The sequence below is a fragment of the Helicobacter pylori genome, assembly GCF_003637665.1.
Classification (GTDB): Bacteria; Campylobacterota; Campylobacteria; order Campylobacterales; family Helicobacteraceae; genus Helicobacter; species Helicobacter pylori_CK.
The window spans coordinates 77669-93963 of the sequence record NZ_MVWR01000004.1 but is presented as its reverse complement, the minus strand read 5'-3'; the positions used below and the strand labels follow the sequence as shown (position 1 = coordinate 93963).

Annotated in this window: 29 protein-coding genes and 1 pseudogene; 5 read left to right on the top strand and 25 right to left on the bottom strand. The window is 40.5% G+C overall.

What is annotated here, in order from left to right; genetic code table 11:
- Positions 1-54 precede the first annotated feature (54 nt).
- The gene (locus EAL49_RS04415; protein WP_120829186.1) at positions 55-603 is read left to right on the top strand and encodes a YceI family protein; all 549 of its coding nucleotides are present in this window, start codon (positions 55-57) and stop codon (positions 601-603) included.
- 63 nt (positions 604-666) lie between these two features.
- On the opposite strand, the gene tenA is transcribed toward EAL49_RS04415, so the two are convergent.
- Positions 667-1320, bottom strand: coding sequence for a thiaminase II (gene tenA, locus EAL49_RS04410; RefSeq protein ID WP_120829184.1), 654 nt, complete (start codon positions 1318-1320; stop codon positions 667-669).
- Between the two features lie 729 nt (positions 1321-2049).
- Between tenA and EAL49_RS04405 the strand changes: the two are divergent.
- From EAL49_RS04405 to EAL49_RS04390, 4 genes and pseudogenes are all read left to right on the top strand, one after another.
- Positions 2050-2389: pseudogene (locus EAL49_RS04405) on the top strand (pantothenate kinase).
- 23 nt (positions 2390-2412) lie between these two features.
- The gene (locus EAL49_RS04400; RefSeq protein WP_120829181.1) at positions 2413-2877 is read left to right on the top strand and encodes a hypothetical protein; all 465 of its coding nucleotides are present in this window, start codon (positions 2413-2415) and stop codon (positions 2875-2877) included.
- A 186-nt stretch (positions 2878-3063) separates the two neighbouring features.
- Positions 3064-3726 (top strand): nicotinamide riboside transporter PnuC, encoded by a 663-nt coding sequence (gene pnuC / locus EAL49_RS04395; RefSeq protein ID WP_120829179.1) that lies wholly within the window; start codon positions 3064-3066, stop codon positions 3724-3726.
- Positions 3714-4328, top strand: a complete 615-nt coding sequence (locus EAL49_RS04390; protein WP_120829177.1) for a thiamine diphosphokinase — start codon at positions 3714-3716, stop codon at positions 4326-4328. Before pnuC ends, EAL49_RS04390 begins: the two co-directional genes overlap by 13 nt.
- Positions 4329-5198: 870 nt before the next feature.
- On the opposite strand, the gene rplQ is transcribed toward EAL49_RS04390, so the two are convergent.
- The 24 genes from rplQ to rpsS form a co-directional block, all read right to left on the bottom strand.
- The gene (gene rplQ, locus EAL49_RS04385) at positions 5199-5549 is read right to left on the bottom strand and encodes a 50S ribosomal protein L17 (protein ID WP_001216119.1); all 351 of its coding nucleotides are present in this window, start codon (positions 5547-5549) and stop codon (positions 5199-5201) included.
- On the bottom strand, positions 5549-6583 hold the full coding sequence (locus tag EAL49_RS04380) for a DNA-directed RNA polymerase subunit alpha (RefSeq protein ID WP_120829175.1): 1035 nt from the start codon (positions 6581-6583) through the stop codon (positions 5549-5551). The genes rplQ and EAL49_RS04380 overlap by 1 nt, the downstream gene beginning before the upstream one ends.
- 11 nt (positions 6584-6594) lie before the next feature.
- On the bottom strand, positions 6595-7221 hold the full coding sequence (rpsD, locus tag EAL49_RS04375; RefSeq protein ID WP_000135247.1) for a 30S ribosomal protein S4: 627 nt from the start codon (positions 7219-7221) through the stop codon (positions 6595-6597).
- Positions 7222-7230: 9 nt separating this feature from the next.
- Complete coding sequence (gene rpsK / locus EAL49_RS04370) at positions 7231-7626, bottom strand: 30S ribosomal protein S11 (RefSeq protein ID WP_020972900.1); 396 nt, start codon at positions 7624-7626, stop codon at positions 7231-7233.
- Between the two features lie 22 nt (positions 7627-7648).
- On the bottom strand, positions 7649-8011 hold the full coding sequence (rpsM, locus tag EAL49_RS04365; protein WP_000090809.1) for a 30S ribosomal protein S13: 363 nt from the start codon (positions 8009-8011) through the stop codon (positions 7649-7651).
- A 3-nt stretch (positions 8012-8014) separates the two neighbouring features.
- A complete protein-coding gene (gene rpmJ / locus EAL49_RS04360) occupies positions 8015-8128 on the bottom strand; it encodes a 50S ribosomal protein L36 (RefSeq protein WP_000868340.1) in 114 nt (37 codons plus the stop codon).
- Positions 8129-8206: 78 nt separating this feature from the next.
- Complete coding sequence (gene infA / locus EAL49_RS04355) at positions 8207-8425, bottom strand: translation initiation factor IF-1 (RefSeq protein ID WP_000090248.1); 219 nt, start codon at positions 8423-8425, stop codon at positions 8207-8209.
- The gene (gene map, locus EAL49_RS04350) at positions 8425-9186 is read right to left on the bottom strand and encodes a type I methionyl aminopeptidase (protein WP_120829173.1); all 762 of its coding nucleotides are present in this window, start codon (positions 9184-9186) and stop codon (positions 8425-8427) included. The genes infA and map overlap by 1 nt, the downstream gene beginning before the upstream one ends.
- Positions 9186-10448 (bottom strand): preprotein translocase subunit SecY, encoded by a 1263-nt coding sequence (secY, locus tag EAL49_RS04345; protein ID WP_001030187.1) that lies wholly within the window; start codon positions 10446-10448, stop codon positions 9186-9188. The genes map and secY overlap by 1 nt, the downstream gene beginning before the upstream one ends.
- A 42-nt stretch (positions 10449-10490) precedes the next feature.
- The gene (rplO, locus tag EAL49_RS04340) at positions 10491-10892 is read right to left on the bottom strand and encodes a 50S ribosomal protein L15 (protein WP_000522167.1); all 402 of its coding nucleotides are present in this window, start codon (positions 10890-10892) and stop codon (positions 10491-10493) included.
- A 19-nt stretch (positions 10893-10911) separates the two neighbouring features.
- Positions 10912-11355: a 30S ribosomal protein S5 gene (gene rpsE / locus EAL49_RS04335; protein ID WP_001860543.1), complete on the bottom strand. Its 444-nt coding sequence runs from the start codon at positions 11353-11355 to the stop codon at positions 10912-10914.
- Positions 11356-11369: 14 nt separating this feature from the next.
- Entirely contained in the window at positions 11370-11726 is a 357-nt protein-coding gene (gene rplR / locus EAL49_RS04330; protein WP_000991865.1) for a 50S ribosomal protein L18, read from the bottom strand.
- A 13-nt stretch (positions 11727-11739) separates the two neighbouring features.
- Complete coding sequence (gene rplF, locus EAL49_RS04325; protein WP_120829171.1) at positions 11740-12276, bottom strand: 50S ribosomal protein L6; 537 nt, start codon at positions 12274-12276, stop codon at positions 11740-11742.
- Between the two features lie 10 nt (positions 12277-12286).
- A complete protein-coding gene (gene rpsH, locus EAL49_RS04320) occupies positions 12287-12682 on the bottom strand; it encodes a 30S ribosomal protein S8 (protein ID WP_000245805.1) in 396 nt (131 codons plus the stop codon).
- 9 nt (positions 12683-12691) lie between these two features.
- Positions 12692-12877, bottom strand: coding sequence for a type Z 30S ribosomal protein S14 (locus tag EAL49_RS04315; protein ID WP_001085694.1), 186 nt, complete (start codon positions 12875-12877; stop codon positions 12692-12694).
- Positions 12878-12886: 9 nt separating this feature from the next.
- On the bottom strand, positions 12887-13432 hold the full coding sequence (rplE, locus tag EAL49_RS04310) for a 50S ribosomal protein L5 (protein ID WP_000467371.1): 546 nt from the start codon (positions 13430-13432) through the stop codon (positions 12887-12889).
- A gap of 12 nt (positions 13433-13444) precedes the next feature.
- The gene (gene rplX / locus EAL49_RS04305; RefSeq protein ID WP_029650502.1) at positions 13445-13666 is read right to left on the bottom strand and encodes a 50S ribosomal protein L24; all 222 of its coding nucleotides are present in this window, start codon (positions 13664-13666) and stop codon (positions 13445-13447) included.
- Positions 13666-14034 carry a 50S ribosomal protein L14 gene (rplN, locus tag EAL49_RS04300; protein ID WP_000616110.1) on the bottom strand — a complete coding sequence of 123 codons (369 nt, stop codon included), beginning with the start codon at positions 14032-14034 and terminating at the stop codon, positions 13666-13668. Before rplN ends, rplX begins: the two co-directional genes overlap by 1 nt.
- A 2-nt stretch (positions 14035-14036) precedes the next feature.
- Entirely contained in the window at positions 14037-14297 is a 261-nt protein-coding gene (rpsQ, locus tag EAL49_RS04295; protein WP_001092746.1) for a 30S ribosomal protein S17, read from the bottom strand.
- A gap of 13 nt (positions 14298-14310) precedes the next feature.
- Positions 14311-14511: a 50S ribosomal protein L29 gene (gene rpmC / locus EAL49_RS04290; protein ID WP_000877895.1), complete on the bottom strand. Its 201-nt coding sequence runs from the start codon at positions 14509-14511 to the stop codon at positions 14311-14313.
- Complete coding sequence (gene rplP / locus EAL49_RS04285) at positions 14498-14923, bottom strand: 50S ribosomal protein L16 (RefSeq protein WP_000928961.1); 426 nt, start codon at positions 14921-14923, stop codon at positions 14498-14500. Before rplP ends, rpmC begins: the two co-directional genes overlap by 14 nt.
- Positions 14924-14925: 2 nt before the next feature.
- Positions 14926-15630: a 30S ribosomal protein S3 gene (gene rpsC / locus EAL49_RS04280; protein ID WP_120829169.1), complete on the bottom strand. Its 705-nt coding sequence runs from the start codon at positions 15628-15630 to the stop codon at positions 14926-14928.
- A 3-nt stretch (positions 15631-15633) separates the two neighbouring features.
- Positions 15634-16002 carry a 50S ribosomal protein L22 gene (gene rplV / locus EAL49_RS04275; RefSeq protein ID WP_000030349.1) on the bottom strand — a complete coding sequence of 123 codons (369 nt, stop codon included), beginning with the start codon at positions 16000-16002 and terminating at the stop codon, positions 15634-15636.
- A 9-nt stretch (positions 16003-16011) separates the two neighbouring features.
- Complete coding sequence (rpsS, locus tag EAL49_RS04270) at positions 16012-16293, bottom strand: 30S ribosomal protein S19 (RefSeq protein ID WP_033620656.1); 282 nt, start codon at positions 16291-16293, stop codon at positions 16012-16014.
- Between the last annotated feature and the right edge of the window lie 2 nt (positions 16294-16295).

The window sequence follows — 16295 nt, the reverse complement described above, 5'->3', positions numbered from 1 at the left end:
TAACCAATTTGTTGTATAGTTGGCGTTTTTAATTCAAAATGAAGTGAGGAAACAATGAAAAAAGCGTTAATGTTCACCCTTTTTGGTGTTAGTTTGGCGTTTGCAAAACCTTATACGATTGATAAGGCAAACTCTAGCGTGTGGTTTGAGGTTAAGCACTTCAAATTCAATGAAACAAGAGGCGTGTTTGATAATTTTGATGGTAAAATTGATGCCGATCCTAATACCAAGGCTCTCAATGTTTTTGAAGGTAAAATTGATATTAAAAGCATTAACACCAGGAACAAAAAAAGAGACGACCACTTAAGGACAGCAGAGTTTTTTGATGCCATGAAATACCCCAAAGGGAGCTTTAAAATGACCAAATACGAAGATGGTAAAATCTATGGGGATTTGACTCTTCATGGCGTAACCAAGCCTGTCGTATTGGAAGCCAAAATCCAAGCCCCCTTACAAAACCCCATGAATAAAAAAGAATTCATGGTGCTACAAGCTGAAGGCAAAATCAACCGCAAGGATTTTGGTATCGGCAAAACCTTTAGCGATGCTGTCGTTGGAGATGAGGTAAAGATTGAGCTCAAACTAGAAGCTTACGCTCAATAATCGTTTTGCAAGAGATAGATGTTTTCTTCTCTTGCGTTTTTCTAACAGCACAAAAACCTTTATTCAACTTTGATACGCCATATCCCAAAACAGATATTCGTATTCGCTTGTAGTGATAAAAATCTCCTTTAATTTTTCAATTTCTTGTTTTGAAGAAGCGAGGGTGAGGGAATCAAGCAAATTAATATTCCAATTTACGCACGCTTGAAATTCTTTGGAACTATAGCCCTTAATCCAATGCCCATAAAAGGCATGTTCTAAAGCGTTAGGGATTTGGCTTAAATTTTGCGCGATCACTAAATAGCTCCAACCACAGGATAGAACAGCCGCCGCAACTTCTTTGATAGAGCCCTTAAACCCTTCAGCGAGCATGTAGCTTGTATAGGATTTATTCGCTAGAGTGGGGTGCGCGTTTTGCAATTCTTTTGGAGTGATTTGAAGCTCTCTAATGTAATGGTTATGGATACTCATCTCGTTATTCAAAATGTCTTGTATAGCGTTAGAAAACTCTCTCATCACCGCTTCATCACAAGCCTTAACTACGCCCAAAGCAAACACCTTAGCGTATTCTAAAAGAAACAAATAATCCTGAATAATATAAAAACGGAATTTATCTCTTTCTAAAGTCCCACGCCCTATGCCTTGAACAAACGGATGGGAAATACAATCCCCCCAAATAGATTGCGCGTTTTGATACAGATATTGTGAAACTTGCATTTTTACACTCCTAAAATCAATTCAATACGCATTCTAACACGAAAGCTCGCAACATGGTATAAAAATTTGTTTTTAAAAAGGCTCGTGAGTAAGCTCTTGCTTTCAAAAATTGAACGCTGTATTAAAATATCTGTGATTTTGAATAGCGGTTAATGATATTATAAGGCTTGTATTGCCTTTATGTTGTTTAAGATTGGCTACCCTTTGCAATCGTAAAAGGTTAATTCCATCTCGCTCTGTAGGTTTTGATTTTTAGAAGTTTTTATTATGGGAACTTGTAGTATGGCACTTACAAGATAGGAGTCAATCTTAGATGCATGGTTTCAAACCTATTACAGAGCGAGATGGAATTAACCCTACTATTTATGATTGGTTTAACCTCTGTATGAAGTCATATCGGCTGAAACTTAAAATAGTTTAGCATAAAAATAAAAAAAGCGTCTAATATATTCAAAATAGGCGTTCAATTTTTAAGCGGTTGGTGTAAAAACGCAATTATAAGGCTTTAATGCTTGAAACTTAACGCTCTAAAACGCTTAAAAAATACTAAAACCATAAAACCAATGATTTACCTTAATATTGTAGTTTGTGTATAAACAAAACATTTATTGAGCTTCTTGTGATATTTTTCCGATCTATAACAATGCTTTTAATAGGGTTGTGGTATAAATATTCTTATCAAGGTGTGTCAAACATGCCTTGAATCTCAATTTTATGAAAGGATTTGTTATGAGTGGATTAAGAACATTCAGTTGTGTAGTTAGTGGTTTTATGCGGTGCAATGGCTAATGTGGCTATAGCTAGTCCTAAAATAGAGGCAAGGGGTGAATTAGGCAGATTTTTAGGAGGAGCTGTTGGGGGTGCAGTGGGTGGTGCAATGGGCGGAGCAATTGGGGCTCCTGGAGGTCCATTGGGTATTGGATTAGGGAGATTTGTTGGTGGTGGAGTAGGGAGAGAATTTGGTCGTGAAATAGGCGATAGGGTAGAAGATTATATCCGTGGCGTTGATAGAGAGCCACAAACCCCAAGAGAACCCACCTATGATCGTCATTTCGTGTATGATAGGTAGCTTTGGGCAAGAAAGGAGAGAGCATGAACATCAAAAAGCGTTTGAGCGACTGGGAATATCAATGGGCAGTGGCCATAGTCTATGCGGGATGTCTGTCTACATTTCCTTGGAGCCAAGGCGATATCCTTTTTAACCCTAAAGACAGCTATTACGCATGGCTAACGCTTTTAATAGCAACCCTATTGTCTAACCTTTTATTTGACCCACGAGGCAGGGATTGTTATAAATCTTTCCAAGTAAGATACCCTAGGTTTCTCAAAGCCATTTTTAAGGCTAGGTTTTTTGGCGCGTTTTATAACGCTGTGTTAGGATCAAGACTAAGGGATTTTTATGTGATGCTTTTAACGATGCCCTTTATTGCCGCTATCCATGAGATCTCGGCGTATTGTGGGCATCCTAGCACCTTCCTTATAGAGGGTTTGGTTATGCTTGGCTTTCTTGTGTGTTTTGGGATTTGTTCTAGGCTTTGCGCTAAATTAGGGTGGTGATTTAACCCAAATGGCATTAATATGGAGAGGGGAGTAAAAAATTAAAGAAACTTTAAAGCATGTTCTCACTGATTTGTGTTACAATAAGGAGCATTTAAGGGGTGCTTTTTAAAAACGCTCAAGTTTTTAAAAGGCTGAGATCAAACCCATAGAACTTGTCAAGGTAATTCTTGCGTAAGGAATAACATGTTAATAACCACCCAACTATCCAAACGATTTTACGCCACGATCATTCTTTCTTGCGTGTTTTTAACCATCACTAACATCCTTGTCAAAGGCTCGTTTATCAATCTTTTAGCGGGGCTTAGTGGGGTTTTGTATGCGTTTTTTGCCGGAGAAAGGCAAACTATTTGCTTTGTGTTTGGTCTTGTTTATAATTTGAGTTACGCTTATGTCGCTTATCAATGGAAATTAAACGCCGATGTGATTTTATGCCTTTTTTTGTATATGCCAGTAACGGTTTATGGGCTGTTCGCATGGAAAAAGACAGAGCGGCATGAGGGTGCTATTAAGGCTCAAAAACTTCCCAAAAATTGGCGTTTTATACTCATTTTAGGCATAGGGGTTTTAACTTGTGTGAGCGCTTTGTTTTTTAAAGAGATTAAAACGAATTTTTTATGGGCAGAGAGTTTTAATTTCGTCATCTTTATTATTGCTTTTATTTTACAGGTTTTGCGCTATATAGAAAATTATGCACTAGTAACTTTGGGGAATATCGTGTCTATTATCGTGTGGTTTTGTATTTTTCAAATTTCTACAGAAAGCTTAGTGCAACTCTTCACAACAATTCTATACCTTTTTATTGGTTTGTATTATTTTAACCGCTGGAATAAGTCATGCGAGCAGTGATTTTAGCGAATGGGGAGTTTCCTAAATCTCAAAAATGCTTAGACCTTTTAAAAAACGCTCCCTTTTTAATCGCATGCGATGGGGCTGTTATATCATTGCATGCACTTCAATTCAAGCCCAGCGTTGTTATAGGCGATCTGGATAGCATTGATTCGCATTTGAAAGCCTTGTATAACCCTATACGCGTGAGCGAGCAAAACAGCAACGATTTGTCCAAAGCCTTTTTTTATGCTTTGAATAGGGGCTTTGATGATTTTATTTTTTTAGGGTTGAATGGCAAGCGAGAAGATCACGCTTTAGCGAACACTTTTTTATTGTTGGAGTATTTTAAATTTTGCCAAAAAATCCAAGCCATGAGCGATTATGGTCTTTTTAGAGTTCTAGAAACCCCTTTTACTTTGCCTAGTTTTAAAGGGGAACAAATCTCGCTTTTTAGCCTGGATCTTAAAGCCCAATTCACTTCTAAAAACCTCAAATACCCCTTAAAAAACTTGCGTTTAAAAACGCTCTTTTCTGGCTCGCTCAATGAAGCTACAGATCATTTTTTTAGCCTTAGCTCTACACCTAAATCGGTGGTGTTAGTGTATCAAAAATTCTTATAAGCGGGTTTTGTTAGGCAAATTTTTGTCTGTATATTGCACCAGGTTAAGAAGCGTTTGAGTTAGCAAGTATAGAAAGATTGATTCAGTTTCGCTTTGTGTGGAAAAGGCGGTCGGATTTTGCGTTTCCATTATGCATTGTGTGGCGGACACAATAATAGGAGTTCATATTTTTTCAACAAAACCACTACAAAGCGAACAAATCAACCCATCACCTACATCGGCTAAAATCCAAAGCAGTTTAGTATAGAGGAATAGCCAATATCTAGCGTGTCTCAAAATACGCTTGAATCCATCTGGATCAATCTCCAGCAGTTGGATTTTTTAAAATCATCAAACCAATTAAAAATCTCAATAAAAATGCAAGAAATACCGCTCAATTAAAGGGTGGGATAGAAGCGAGTTTTGAGTTTATTTTAATTTTGTGAAGCACCCAAACGCTAAAGCGATTGGGCTTCCTAGACTGATGTTGGGGGAAAGTTTGGTTCTCACTCTGTGCCCCTAATCATAGGGATTTTACAGAGTTTGATCTCCAACGCATTCCCTACAGGTCTCACACATCATATCTATAAAGGCGTAACTTTGTGCACTTCCTACGCTAGATACAAATGTATGGGGGTATTATACTACAAAGATGTTTGGGATTTCTGCTTGGGTGGTTTTAAAATAGGGTTTTAGTTACTTTATTTTTGCCGTTTGGAGGTTATCGCTTAACTAAGCTCTTTTATATTTTGATCACAGAAAATGTTTTTTAGCATTTTTTAAATTTCATGATCAATAAAACAAAGTCAAAGCTTTTGAGTGCTTCTTTTAAAAAGATAAAATCAAAGCGATAACCACCAACCAAAATCTTGGCTAGCAGTTCATCAAATTTCATACAAATTCAATGGTAGCTAGAGTGGAAGCGTCCCCTCTTCTAAAAGTGGTGCGTTGGATCCTGGTGTATCCGCCATTCCTTTGCGCGTATTTGGGCGCGATTTCAGTTACAAGCTTGTGGGTGGCTTCTTTGTTTTGCAAATACGCAAAAACATGGCGGTGTGCGTTAAAATCGCCCACACGAGCTGCTGTCGTTAATTTCTCAATGTAACTGCGCAATTCCTTAGCCTTATAAATCCCTGTTTCAATTTTGTTATGCTCAATCAAAGCGATCGCTAAATTCTTTAATAACGCTTTCCTGTGCGAGCTGGTTCTCCCAAGCTTGCGGTATCCGTGTTTGTGTCTCATCAGTCGTTACCTCCTTTATCTTCTAATTTTTCTAATCTTTTCTTTAAACTCTCTCTTTGTTCATGGCTTAATTCTGTGCCTACCGGATAGCCCAAATCATTCAATTTTTCAGCGATTTCATCATAGGATTTTTTGCCCATGTTTTTCACGCCTTTAAGCTCTTCTTCGCTCATCAAAACCAATTCGCCCACATACTTGATGCCGATTTTATCCAAGCAATTAAAACACCTAGCGCTCAAATTCATGCTTTCAATCTTAGTGCTCAAGTCTTTAGCGTCATCTCTTTGGGCGTAATCGCCTGAATACTCCGTGTTAGCAATGGGTTTTTCACCAAAAACGCCTAGCTGCTTGCTCATCACTTTCACCGCTGATAAAAACGCTTTATAAGGATCAATTTGCCCGTCTGTTTCAATATCAAAGATGATTTTTTCATAGTTGGGATCGCCCTCAACCAAAACATTTTCAATCTCATAAACCACATTTTTAATCGGCGTGAAAGAGCCATCTAGTGGCATGTAACCTTCAGGCATCAATTCCCTTGTGTTTTCGCTTGGGACATACCCCATTCCCTTGTAAATGATGAGCGAAAAATTCAATTGAGCGTCTTCGTTGATCGTGGCTAGAGGCATTTCAGGATTGACGATTTCTATCTGCTCAGAATTCAAATCTCTAGCCCTAATCTCCATAGGCCCTTTAAAAGAATAATCCACCACAACCGATTGGTTTTCTAAAGAACTATCCTGCCCCACTAACGCCTTGGCTATAAAGCGGATATTCTTTAAATTCATGATAAAAAGCGACACATCTTCAGTAACTCCCCTTAATGAGTCAAACTCATGATGGACGCCTTCAATCTTTAAACCTACAGGAGCATACCCCACAGAGCTTAAAAGCAAAAGCCTTCTAATAGGATGAGCGAGCGTAACAGCGTAACCAAACTCAAATGGAGCCAGAGAAATCTTAACCCGATTGCCCTCTTTCTCTAGCACCTTAATTTCTGATGGGATCAAAGGTGCTGTTTTGATAACTTTCATGCTCTAACCCCTTACTTAGAATATAATTCTACAATGAGTCTTTCTTCAATAGGGACAACCACTTCTTCTCTTTCAGGGTAGCGGGTGAAGATGCCGTATTTTTTATCTTTTTCCACATCAATCCATGGCACAATCCCTGTTTGAGCTGTCAATTCCATCGCGCGCACCACTTGAGGGTTGCTCTTGGTTTTTTCTTTGATCTCAATTTTTTGCCCTGAACGCACGAAATAAGAGGGAATATCCAAACGCTTACCATCCACAAGCACATGCCCATGCGTTACTAATTGCCTAGCAGAGCTTCTAGTGGTCGCAAACCCCATGCGATAGACGACATTATCCAATCTTCTTTCAATCAAGCGGATAAGGTTTTCACCCGTATTGCCGTCCAAACGATTGGCTTCTACAAAAATACTCCTGAATTGCTTTTCAGAAATGCCATACATCATTTTAGCTTTTTGCTTTTCTTTCAATTGCAACCCGTAATCAGAAGTCTTAGCGCGTCTTTGCCCATGCTGGCCTGGCCCATAAGCCCTTTTATCTAGCGCGCTCTTCCCGCTCAATCGCCTTTCACCTTTTAAGGCTAAAGAAACCCCAAAACGCCTTTCTAGTCTTTCTACTGCGCCTCTATATCTTGCCATAAAGCCTCCTTACACTCTTCTTCTTTTAGGGGGTCTGCAACCATTATGAGGGAGCGGGGTGATGTCTTTAATCCAAAGCACTTTAACGCCCTCTGTCGCACCCACGCTCTTAATGGCGGTCTCACGCCCACTACCTGGTCCTTGAACCTTAATGCCCACTTCTTTAACGCCATGCTCTTTAGCCTTGCTTAAAGCGCTTTCTACGGCTTGTTGGGCTGCATAAGGGGTGGATTTTTTAGAGCCTTTAAACCCTAAACCGCCCGCCGTGCTCCAGCAAATCACATTGCCCATTTCATCAGTGATAGTGATGTTGGTGTTGTTGAAGGTCGCTGAAATATAAACAACCCCCCTAGCAATATTCTTTTTGACTACTTTCTTTTTAGTCGCTGCATTTCTCTTAGCCATTAAATCATCATCTCCTTATTCGCTACTTGCTACCCACGGTTTTTTTCTTACCCTTACGAGTCCTAGCGTTATTTTTAGTGGTTTGGCCTCTTACAGGAAGACCCTTACGATGCCTGATCCCACGATAATTCCCTAAGTCCATTAAGGATTTAATATCCATTTGAACTTTTTTACGCAAATCGCCCTCTACTAAGTAGCTTTGCTGGATTTTTTTAGCGATACTAGACACTTCATCTTCGCTCAATTCATGCACGCGCTTGTCAAAAGAAATGCCCACCGCTTCTAAAATCTCTCTAGAACTCTTAAGCCCAATCCCATAAATATAGGTAAGGGCATACTCTACTCTCTTCTTTTTTGGTAAATCCACACCAGCAATCCTTGCCATGCTTTATCCTTGTCTTTGTTTGTGTTTAGGGGTAGTGCAGATCACTCTAATAACGCCCCTTCTTTTAATAATCTTGCACTTATCGCACATCTTTTTCACTGATGGCCTGACTTTCATGATTTTTCTCCTTTGAAAAAATTAGGCACTACTAAAAACTTTTATACTAACATATTTTTATTGAAATAACCCTTAAATTCATTTGTATCTAAAAGTTATCCGACCTTTGTCTAAACTATAGGGCGTAAGCTCTAGCTTAACCCTATCGCCTAAAGCAATCCTAATGTAGTGCATGCGCATCTTTCCAGAAATGCGACACAACACCACATGCTTATTGTCTAACTCCACCTTAAAGGTAGCGTTAGGCAACGCCTCAATCACTTTCCCATCCACTTCTATAACATCATCTCTTGCCATTAACGCTCCGTAAGAATCACTGCTTTATTGCCAACTATGGCGATAGTATGCTCATGGTGGCTTGTGTTAAGCCCATCCACTGAAACCACGCTCCACTTATCCGCTAGTATTTTAGGCTCGCCTTGTTTTTGACACACCATAGGCTCTAAACAAAATACCATGCCCTCTTTGATTTTAGGGCCGCTATTAGCTTTGACGCCTTTTTCTAGATAGTTGGGGATTTCTGGTTCTTCATGGGGTTTTTTACCAATGCCATGCCCGCAAAATCCCTTCAAAGGCACAAAGCCCCTTTCTGTAATAGCACTCTCTAAAATCTGGCTCAATTCTTTAAAATGCATGCCCACTCTAATTGAATCAATAGCATGCATCAAACTCTCTTTAGAGCAAGCGAGCAATTTTTCATCTTGTGGGCTTATCGCGCCTATAGGGAGCGTGAGAGCCGAATCGCCATAATAGCCATCCGCCTCCACCCCCAAATCCAAGCCTATAATATCCCCCTCTTGCAAAACATAATCCGTAGGAATGCCATGAATGACCACTTCATTTAAGGACATGCACACAGAGTTGGGGAATCCATACAGCCCCTTAAAAGCAGGCTTGGCATGAGAGGATTTGATAAAATCTTCAGCCATTTTATCCAGCTCTAAAAGCGAAACCCCAGGCCTTACTTCTCGCTCTAAAAGGGCTAACGCTTGAGCGGTTAATTCCCCAGCTTTTCTTAGAGCTTTGATTTCTTTTGGGCTTTTAATAGAGATCGCCATTAAAAGCCTACCGCGCTTAAAGTTTTATACTTGCTCATATAAATTTGCGCTTCAATCTTTTTCATGGTGTCAATAGCGACTTGAACCACAATCAGCACCGCTGTGCCTCCAAAGTAAAAAGGCACGCCCATAGCCTTAACCAAAATCCAAGGCACGGTAGAAATGAGCGCTAAATACAATGAACCCCACAAAGTGAGCTTGCTCGCTACAGAATTTAAAAACGATGAAGTCCCCTCTCCAGGCCTAAGCCCTGGAATATACCCGCCATTACGCCTCAAATTATCGGCAATATCCTTAGAATTGAACACGATAGAAGAATAAAAGTAAGCAAAAAAGATGATGAGTAAGAACATCAAAATATTATACGCATACCCTTGCGGGCTTAAAAAATCCGCAACCGCTTGCAAGGTTTTGTTGCTTGTGGCTTGTTGTAAAATCGTAGAAGGGAACACGAGCAAAGCTGAAGCGAAAATAGGGGGGATCACCCCGCTTAAATTCAACTTAATAGGAATGTAATTCATGATGCGCTTGTTTTGGTTTTGCATCACCACTTTACGTGCATAAGAAATAGGGATCCTGCGCTCAGCTAATTCCACATAGATAATCGCAAAAATCGTCGCTAAAACAATCAGCACAATACCAATGAGCATTAAGATATTAATAACGCCTGTATTGACCAAGTTGAATGTGCCTGAAATAGCTGATGGGATCCCTGAAACAATCCCGGCAAAAATAATAAGGCTAATCCCATTCCCCACGCCCCTTTGCGTGATTTGCTCCCCTATCCACATGAGTAGCATCGTCCCTGTAAGCATAGAAAACGCTGAAACGATCATAAAGACTTGCATATCAATCATGATCGCTCCATTCGCTCCCCCGCTAATGCTCCTTAAGCCCACTGAAACGCTCACCGCTTGGATTAGGGTGATTAAAATGGTCAAATAGCGCACGATTTGCATGTATTTTTGCATGCCGTCTCGCTCTTTTTTCATTTTAGCCAGGTTGGGGAAAGTCGCACTCAAAAGCTCCATGATAATGGAAGAAGTGATATAGGGCATGATACCCAAAGAGATGATGCTCAAGCGAGAAACCGCATTCCCACTAAACATGTTAAACAACCCCAAAGCGTTGTTGGAGTTGCTGTCAAAAAAAGCCTTGATCGCTGCTAAATCTACGCCAGGAATGGGGATATAAGCTAAGACTCTGTAGAGAAATAAAAAACCCAAAGTGATGAGTATCTTACTAGCAATAGCTTTATTCATAATAACTTATTCCTCTTAAATCAAGCTGATACAATAGGGGCATTACTTCTGCCCGCTTGTTTTGATTCTCTCATCTTTAATTTTAGAAGCCAAGTTTTTAGCGTCCTTACCGATCAATTTCACGCCTTCAATATAAAGGGGGAAATGGTGTAAAGCGCGCAAGCTTGAAAAAGTGATTTCTTCTAAATTTTTAATCGCTTCATTCTTTTCCACATTGATAGAATAGATATGAGAATCTTTAGTCCTAAAACCTATTTTAGGCAAACGGCGTTGTAAGGGTTGTTGCCCTCCTTCAAAGCCTCTTTTAGCCTTATAGCCTGTCCTTGCGGTTTGACCTTTACCGCCTCTTGTGGCCGTTTTTCCCATGCCGCTTCCTTGACCACGGCCCACTCGTTTGATTTTTTTAACGCTACCTTTAGCCGGTTTTAAATTTTCTAATCCCATTATCATATCTCCTTTTTAACTACGCCTTGATTTTCGCTAAAGCGTCAAAAGTCGCGCGCACCACATTATAGGGGTTGTTGGAGCCTAAAGATTTGGTGAGAATATCCTTAATGCCTGCTAATTCCACGATAGGGCGCGTTGAACCCCCAGCAATCACTCCCGTTCCCTCACTTGCCGGTTTGAGTAAAATACGGCTCGCGTTGTATTTATGCTCAATATCATGAGCGATAGTCGTGCCTTTAATCGTTACATGAATCAGGTTTTTAAACGCATCATCTACCGCTTTTTTAATCGCATCAGGGACTTCTTTAGCCTTGCCCAAACCAAAGCCTACAAGCCCATTTTTATTGCCCACAACCACTAAAGCGTTAAAACGAAACCGTCTACCGCCCTTAACCACTTTGGTTACACGGCCAATATTCACAACGACTTCTTGAAACTCTTCTCTGTTAATCTCTTCCATACCTTTCCTTTCTGTCATAGAGCGATCCCGTTCTCTCTCAAGCTTTCAGCAAACGCTGCCACCACGCCATGATAGAGGTAACCATTCCTGTCATAAACCGCTCGCTCAATCCCTGCTTTTTTCAATTCTTCAGCAAAGAGAGCGCCTAATTTTTTAGCGTCTTCTTGCGTGTTTTTAAAGCCCATTTTCCTGCCGTCAATATGCGTTATGGTGCTTTGTTTAACATCATCAATCGCTTGTGCATAGAAATAGCGATTCGAACGAAAAACGCTCACCCTAGGCCTTAATTTATCGCCCAAGAGTTTGCTTTTAATCCTTAATTTTCGGCGATCCCTTAAGGCTTTCTTTTTATACAATGCTTTCGCGTTCATCACTCCACCTTATTTATTTTTTAGCTGTTTTACCAGCTTTTCTAATAATGACTTCATCGCTGTATTTCACGCCCTTGCCCTTGTATGGCTCTGGGGGTCTGAAGCTCCTGATTTCAGCGGCGACTTGCCCTACTTTTTGCTTATCGCTCCCTTTGATAGTGATCGTGTTTTTTTCCACCACCATTTCAATCCCTTCTGGAATGGGATATTTCACCGGGTGGCTAAAACCCAAACTCAAATCCAAAGTTTTATTGCCCAAAGCCACCTTATAGCCCACGCCATTGACTTCTAAAGTCTTACTAAAGCCAGTGCTTAAGCCTGTTACAATGTTGTTGGCTAACGCCCCATAAGTCCCCCAATAAGCCCTAGACTGCGCGTCTTCGCCCACAGGCTGGAAGCTCAATTGGTTGTTTTCAAGCGTGATTTTCACTCGGTTGTGAGTTTCTAACTCATGCTTTTCTTTGCTGTTTTTAAAAAGAAGCTTGCTCCCTTCAACGCTCGCTTGCACAGAGCTTGGAATTTCAATGATTCTTTTCCCAATTCTTGACATTTTCAATCCTTTACCAAATGCTACAAAGCACTTCGCCACCGACATTTTGTCTGTAAGCTTCTTCGTTGGTGATCACCCCTTTAGAAGTGCTTACCACAATCACGCCATAGCCATTTTTAAAGCGCTTCAACTCGTTTTTTTGCTTATACACACGACGACCGGGCTTGCTTAAGCGCTTCACTTCGCTGATTTTTGAATGCCCTTTTTCATCATAAGCCAATTGCACATAAACCGATTGTTTCTTGTCTTTATCTTTGACATTGAAATCTTTAATGAAACCTTTTTCTTTAAAAATCTCTAAAATAGAAACCACGATCTTTGCGTAATAAAGCTGTGTGAATTCTAAGCGGCGCATAGAAGCGTTTCTCAAACGAGTTAATGAATCTGCAATTATATCATTTACCATATCTTATCCTTACCAACTGGCTTTTCTCAAGCCTGGGATGAGTCCCTCACTGCCCATTTTTCTTAGGCACACCCTACAAAGTCCAAAATCCCTATAAACCGAATGAGGTCTCCCACAAATGCGGCATCTGGTATAAGCCCTTACTTGAAATTTTGGTTTCCTTTGAGCTTTTGCGATCATTGATTTTTTAGCCATATTAACCCCTTATCTCACTTTTGCAAAAGGCAATCCAAGCAATTCTAACAACTTGAACGCTTCTTTATCGTTGTCCGTAGAAGTTACCATAGTGATGTTCATGCCATGACTGACCATAATATCATCATAAACCACTTCCGGAAAAATCAACTGCTCATTGATCCCAAAGGTGTAATTCCCGCGCCCATCAAAACCATTTCGTGAAATCCCTCTAAAGTCTTTCACTCTGGGTAATGAAATCACAATCAGCTTTTCTAAGAAATTATACATGCGTTTATTCCTTAAGGTAACTTTCGCCCCTACCGCCATGCCTTCTCTGATCTTAAAGCCTGCAACGGATTTTTTCGCTTTAGTGATGACCGCCTTTTGCCCTGCAATCAAAGAAATCGTTTGCGCGATATTTTGCATGATTTTCATGTCTTTTGCATAAGCCCCAGCGCCCACGCTGATAACGATTTTTTCTAGCTTGGGTAAAAGCATGGGGTTTTTGATGTCTAATTCTTGAGCGAGTTTTGCCCTCACTTCATTTTGATAAAATTGTTTCAAACCAAACATGTATCCAACTCCTTAGGCTTTCTTCACATTGGAAATGTGTATGGGCTTTTCTTTATGGATAAAGCCCCCTTTAGGGTTATCATCAGTAGGTTTAATCGCTTTTTTCACCACTTTACACCCTTCAACAACCACTTGAGAAGTCTTAGGCAACACCGCTAAAACCTTAGCGACCTTACCCTTATCGTCTCCTGCAATGACTTTCACCATGTCATTTTTTTTGATTTCGCTTTTCATTATACAACCTCCGGCGCTAGAGAAATAATTTTCATGAAATTAGCGTAACGCACTTCTCGGCTCACTGGCCCAAAAATCCTTGTGCCAACAGGATCTTTTTTAGCGTCCAAAATCACCGCTGCATTGTCATCAAAACGCACCAAAGAACCATTTTTCCTTTGGATTTCTTTTTTCGTTCTCACCACAACGGCTTTGACCACTTGACCGCGTTTCACCTTACCATTAGGGATAGCTTTTTTCACGGAAGCCACGATCACGCTACCCACGCTCGCATAGCGTTTATGGCTACCCCCTAACACCTTAATGCACATGATTTCTTTAGCGCCGCTATTGTCAGCGACATTCAATCTTGTAAAACTCTGTATCATGCTCATACTCCCACTACTAAAATTTCTTTAAGCGTGAAGGACTTGGTTTTAGAAAGCGGTCTGCACTCAATCGCGCTCACAAAATCCCCTACTTTCACCTGATTGTTTTCATCATGGATAGTGTATTTTTTGAACTTTTTAACAATCTTGCGGTATTTTTCATGCACCACTTTTCTTTCCACAAGAATCACAGCGCTTTTTTCAGCAAACTTGCTGATAACCTTGCCTTGCACCAGCCTTTTATGCGGCTCTTTTGTATTCATTGCTTGCCCTTTTTTACTCAACGCTAGAAGAATAATACGCGTTAATAGCTGTGTTAATGCGAGCGATATTTCTTCTGGCTTTCTTAATCTCGTTAGGATTACTCAATTGCATGGTCTTTAACTTAACGCGCAACTCAAAAAGCTCCGCCTTTTTAGCATGCAACAACTCTTCTAATTCCTTGATACTTTTATCTTTCAATTCAGTATATTTCATTTTCGCTCTCACAAGTTACAATTTTGGTTTTAAAAGGAAGTTTGCTCTGAGCTAACGCTAAAGCTTCTCTCGCTAATCCTTCTTCAATGCCTAGCATTTCATAAACGATTCTGCCCGGCTTGATATTCATCACCCATTTTTCCACAGAGCCTTTACCTTTACCCATCCTCGTTTCTAAAGGTTTGGCGGTCAAAGGCTTATCAGGAAACACTCTAATCCACACCTTACCCGCTCTTTTAATGTGCCTTGTCATAGCCACCCTTGCGGATTCAATCTGGCGTGAATCAATCCTCCCATGCTCTATGGCTTTAATCGCAATATCCCCAAACGCAATAGAGTTACCACGATGGGCTTTCCCACGATTGCGCCCTTTCATTTGCTTTCTGTATTTTGTTCTTTTTGGCATTAACATGATTATTGCCTCCCTCTTCTGCTTCTTCTAGGCTCTCTTTCTTCTTTAGCCTCTTCTTTTTTCTCAAATTGGATGCCTTTTTGCAAAACTTCCCCTTTGAAAATCCACACTTTCACGCCAATAATACCATATACCGTCATCGCTTCAGCAAAGCCGTAATCAATCTTAGCCCTTAAGGTGTGTAAAGGTACGCACCCTTCCATATACCATTCGGTGCGAGCGATTTCAGCCCCTGCTAAACGGCCAGAAACGCGCACCTTAATCCCTTTAGCGCCGGATTTTAACGCCGCTTGCATGACTTTTTTCATCGCACGGCGGAAAGCGACCCTTTTTTCTAGTTGGGTGGCTACATTTTCTGCGGCTAATTGGGCGTCAGCTTGGGGGCGTTTGACTTCTTTAATATTAATGGAGACTTCTTTTTTGATGAGCGTTTTTAAGCCTTCTTTGACCTTTTCAATATCCACGCCTTTTTTACCAATAATAAGACCCGGGCGAGCTGCTACGACCGTAACGCGCAGTTTTTTAGCCGCTCTTTCAATCACAATCTCGCTCACGCCAGCATAATAAAGCTCTTTTTTAAGGAATTTCCTAATCTTATTGTCTTCATCAATATTGCTTGGAGCGGTGCGAGCGCTAGGGAACCATCTGGAAGTCCAATTCCTATTAATGCCTAATCTTAAACCTACCGGATTAACTTTTTGTCCCATGCCCTACTTACCTTCTGCTTGATTTTTTTTATGGCTTTTAGAAGATTTCATTTCTTTCCCTTCTGCTACTTCTACGAATACATGAGATGTTGGCTTTCTAATGGCTGTGGCTCTGCCTTTAGCCCTTGGAATGGAGCGCCTAAGCACAGGGCCAGCATCCACTCTGCAAGAAACAATTAAAGCGCTCTTGGCGTCTAAAGAGCCGTTAGCGACCGCAGAAGCTACCACTTTTGAAAGCACTCTAGCCGCTTTATTGGGCGTAAATTCTAAACTAGCGATCGCTAATTCAGCGTTCATGCCTTGAATCTGTCTTGCAATCAATCTGGCTTTAGTAGGAGATAACCGCACAAATTTTAATAACGCTTTGCTCATTCTACCCCCTTACTTGCCAATCTTTTTTTGGACACTGCCTTTGTGCCCTTTAAAAGTTCTTGTAGGAGCGAATTCCCCTAACTTATAACCCACATGGTTTTCTGTGATATACACAGGGACAAAAACCCTTCCGTTATGCACATTATAAGTAAAACCAATCATTTCAGGCAAAATGGTGCTTCTTCTAGACCATGTTTTAATTGGGCGGTTATCCTTACCCTCTTTTGCCTTGAGCGTTTTTTTTATCAAGTGGTCGTCTATAAAAGGACCCTTTTTAATTGACCTAGACATTC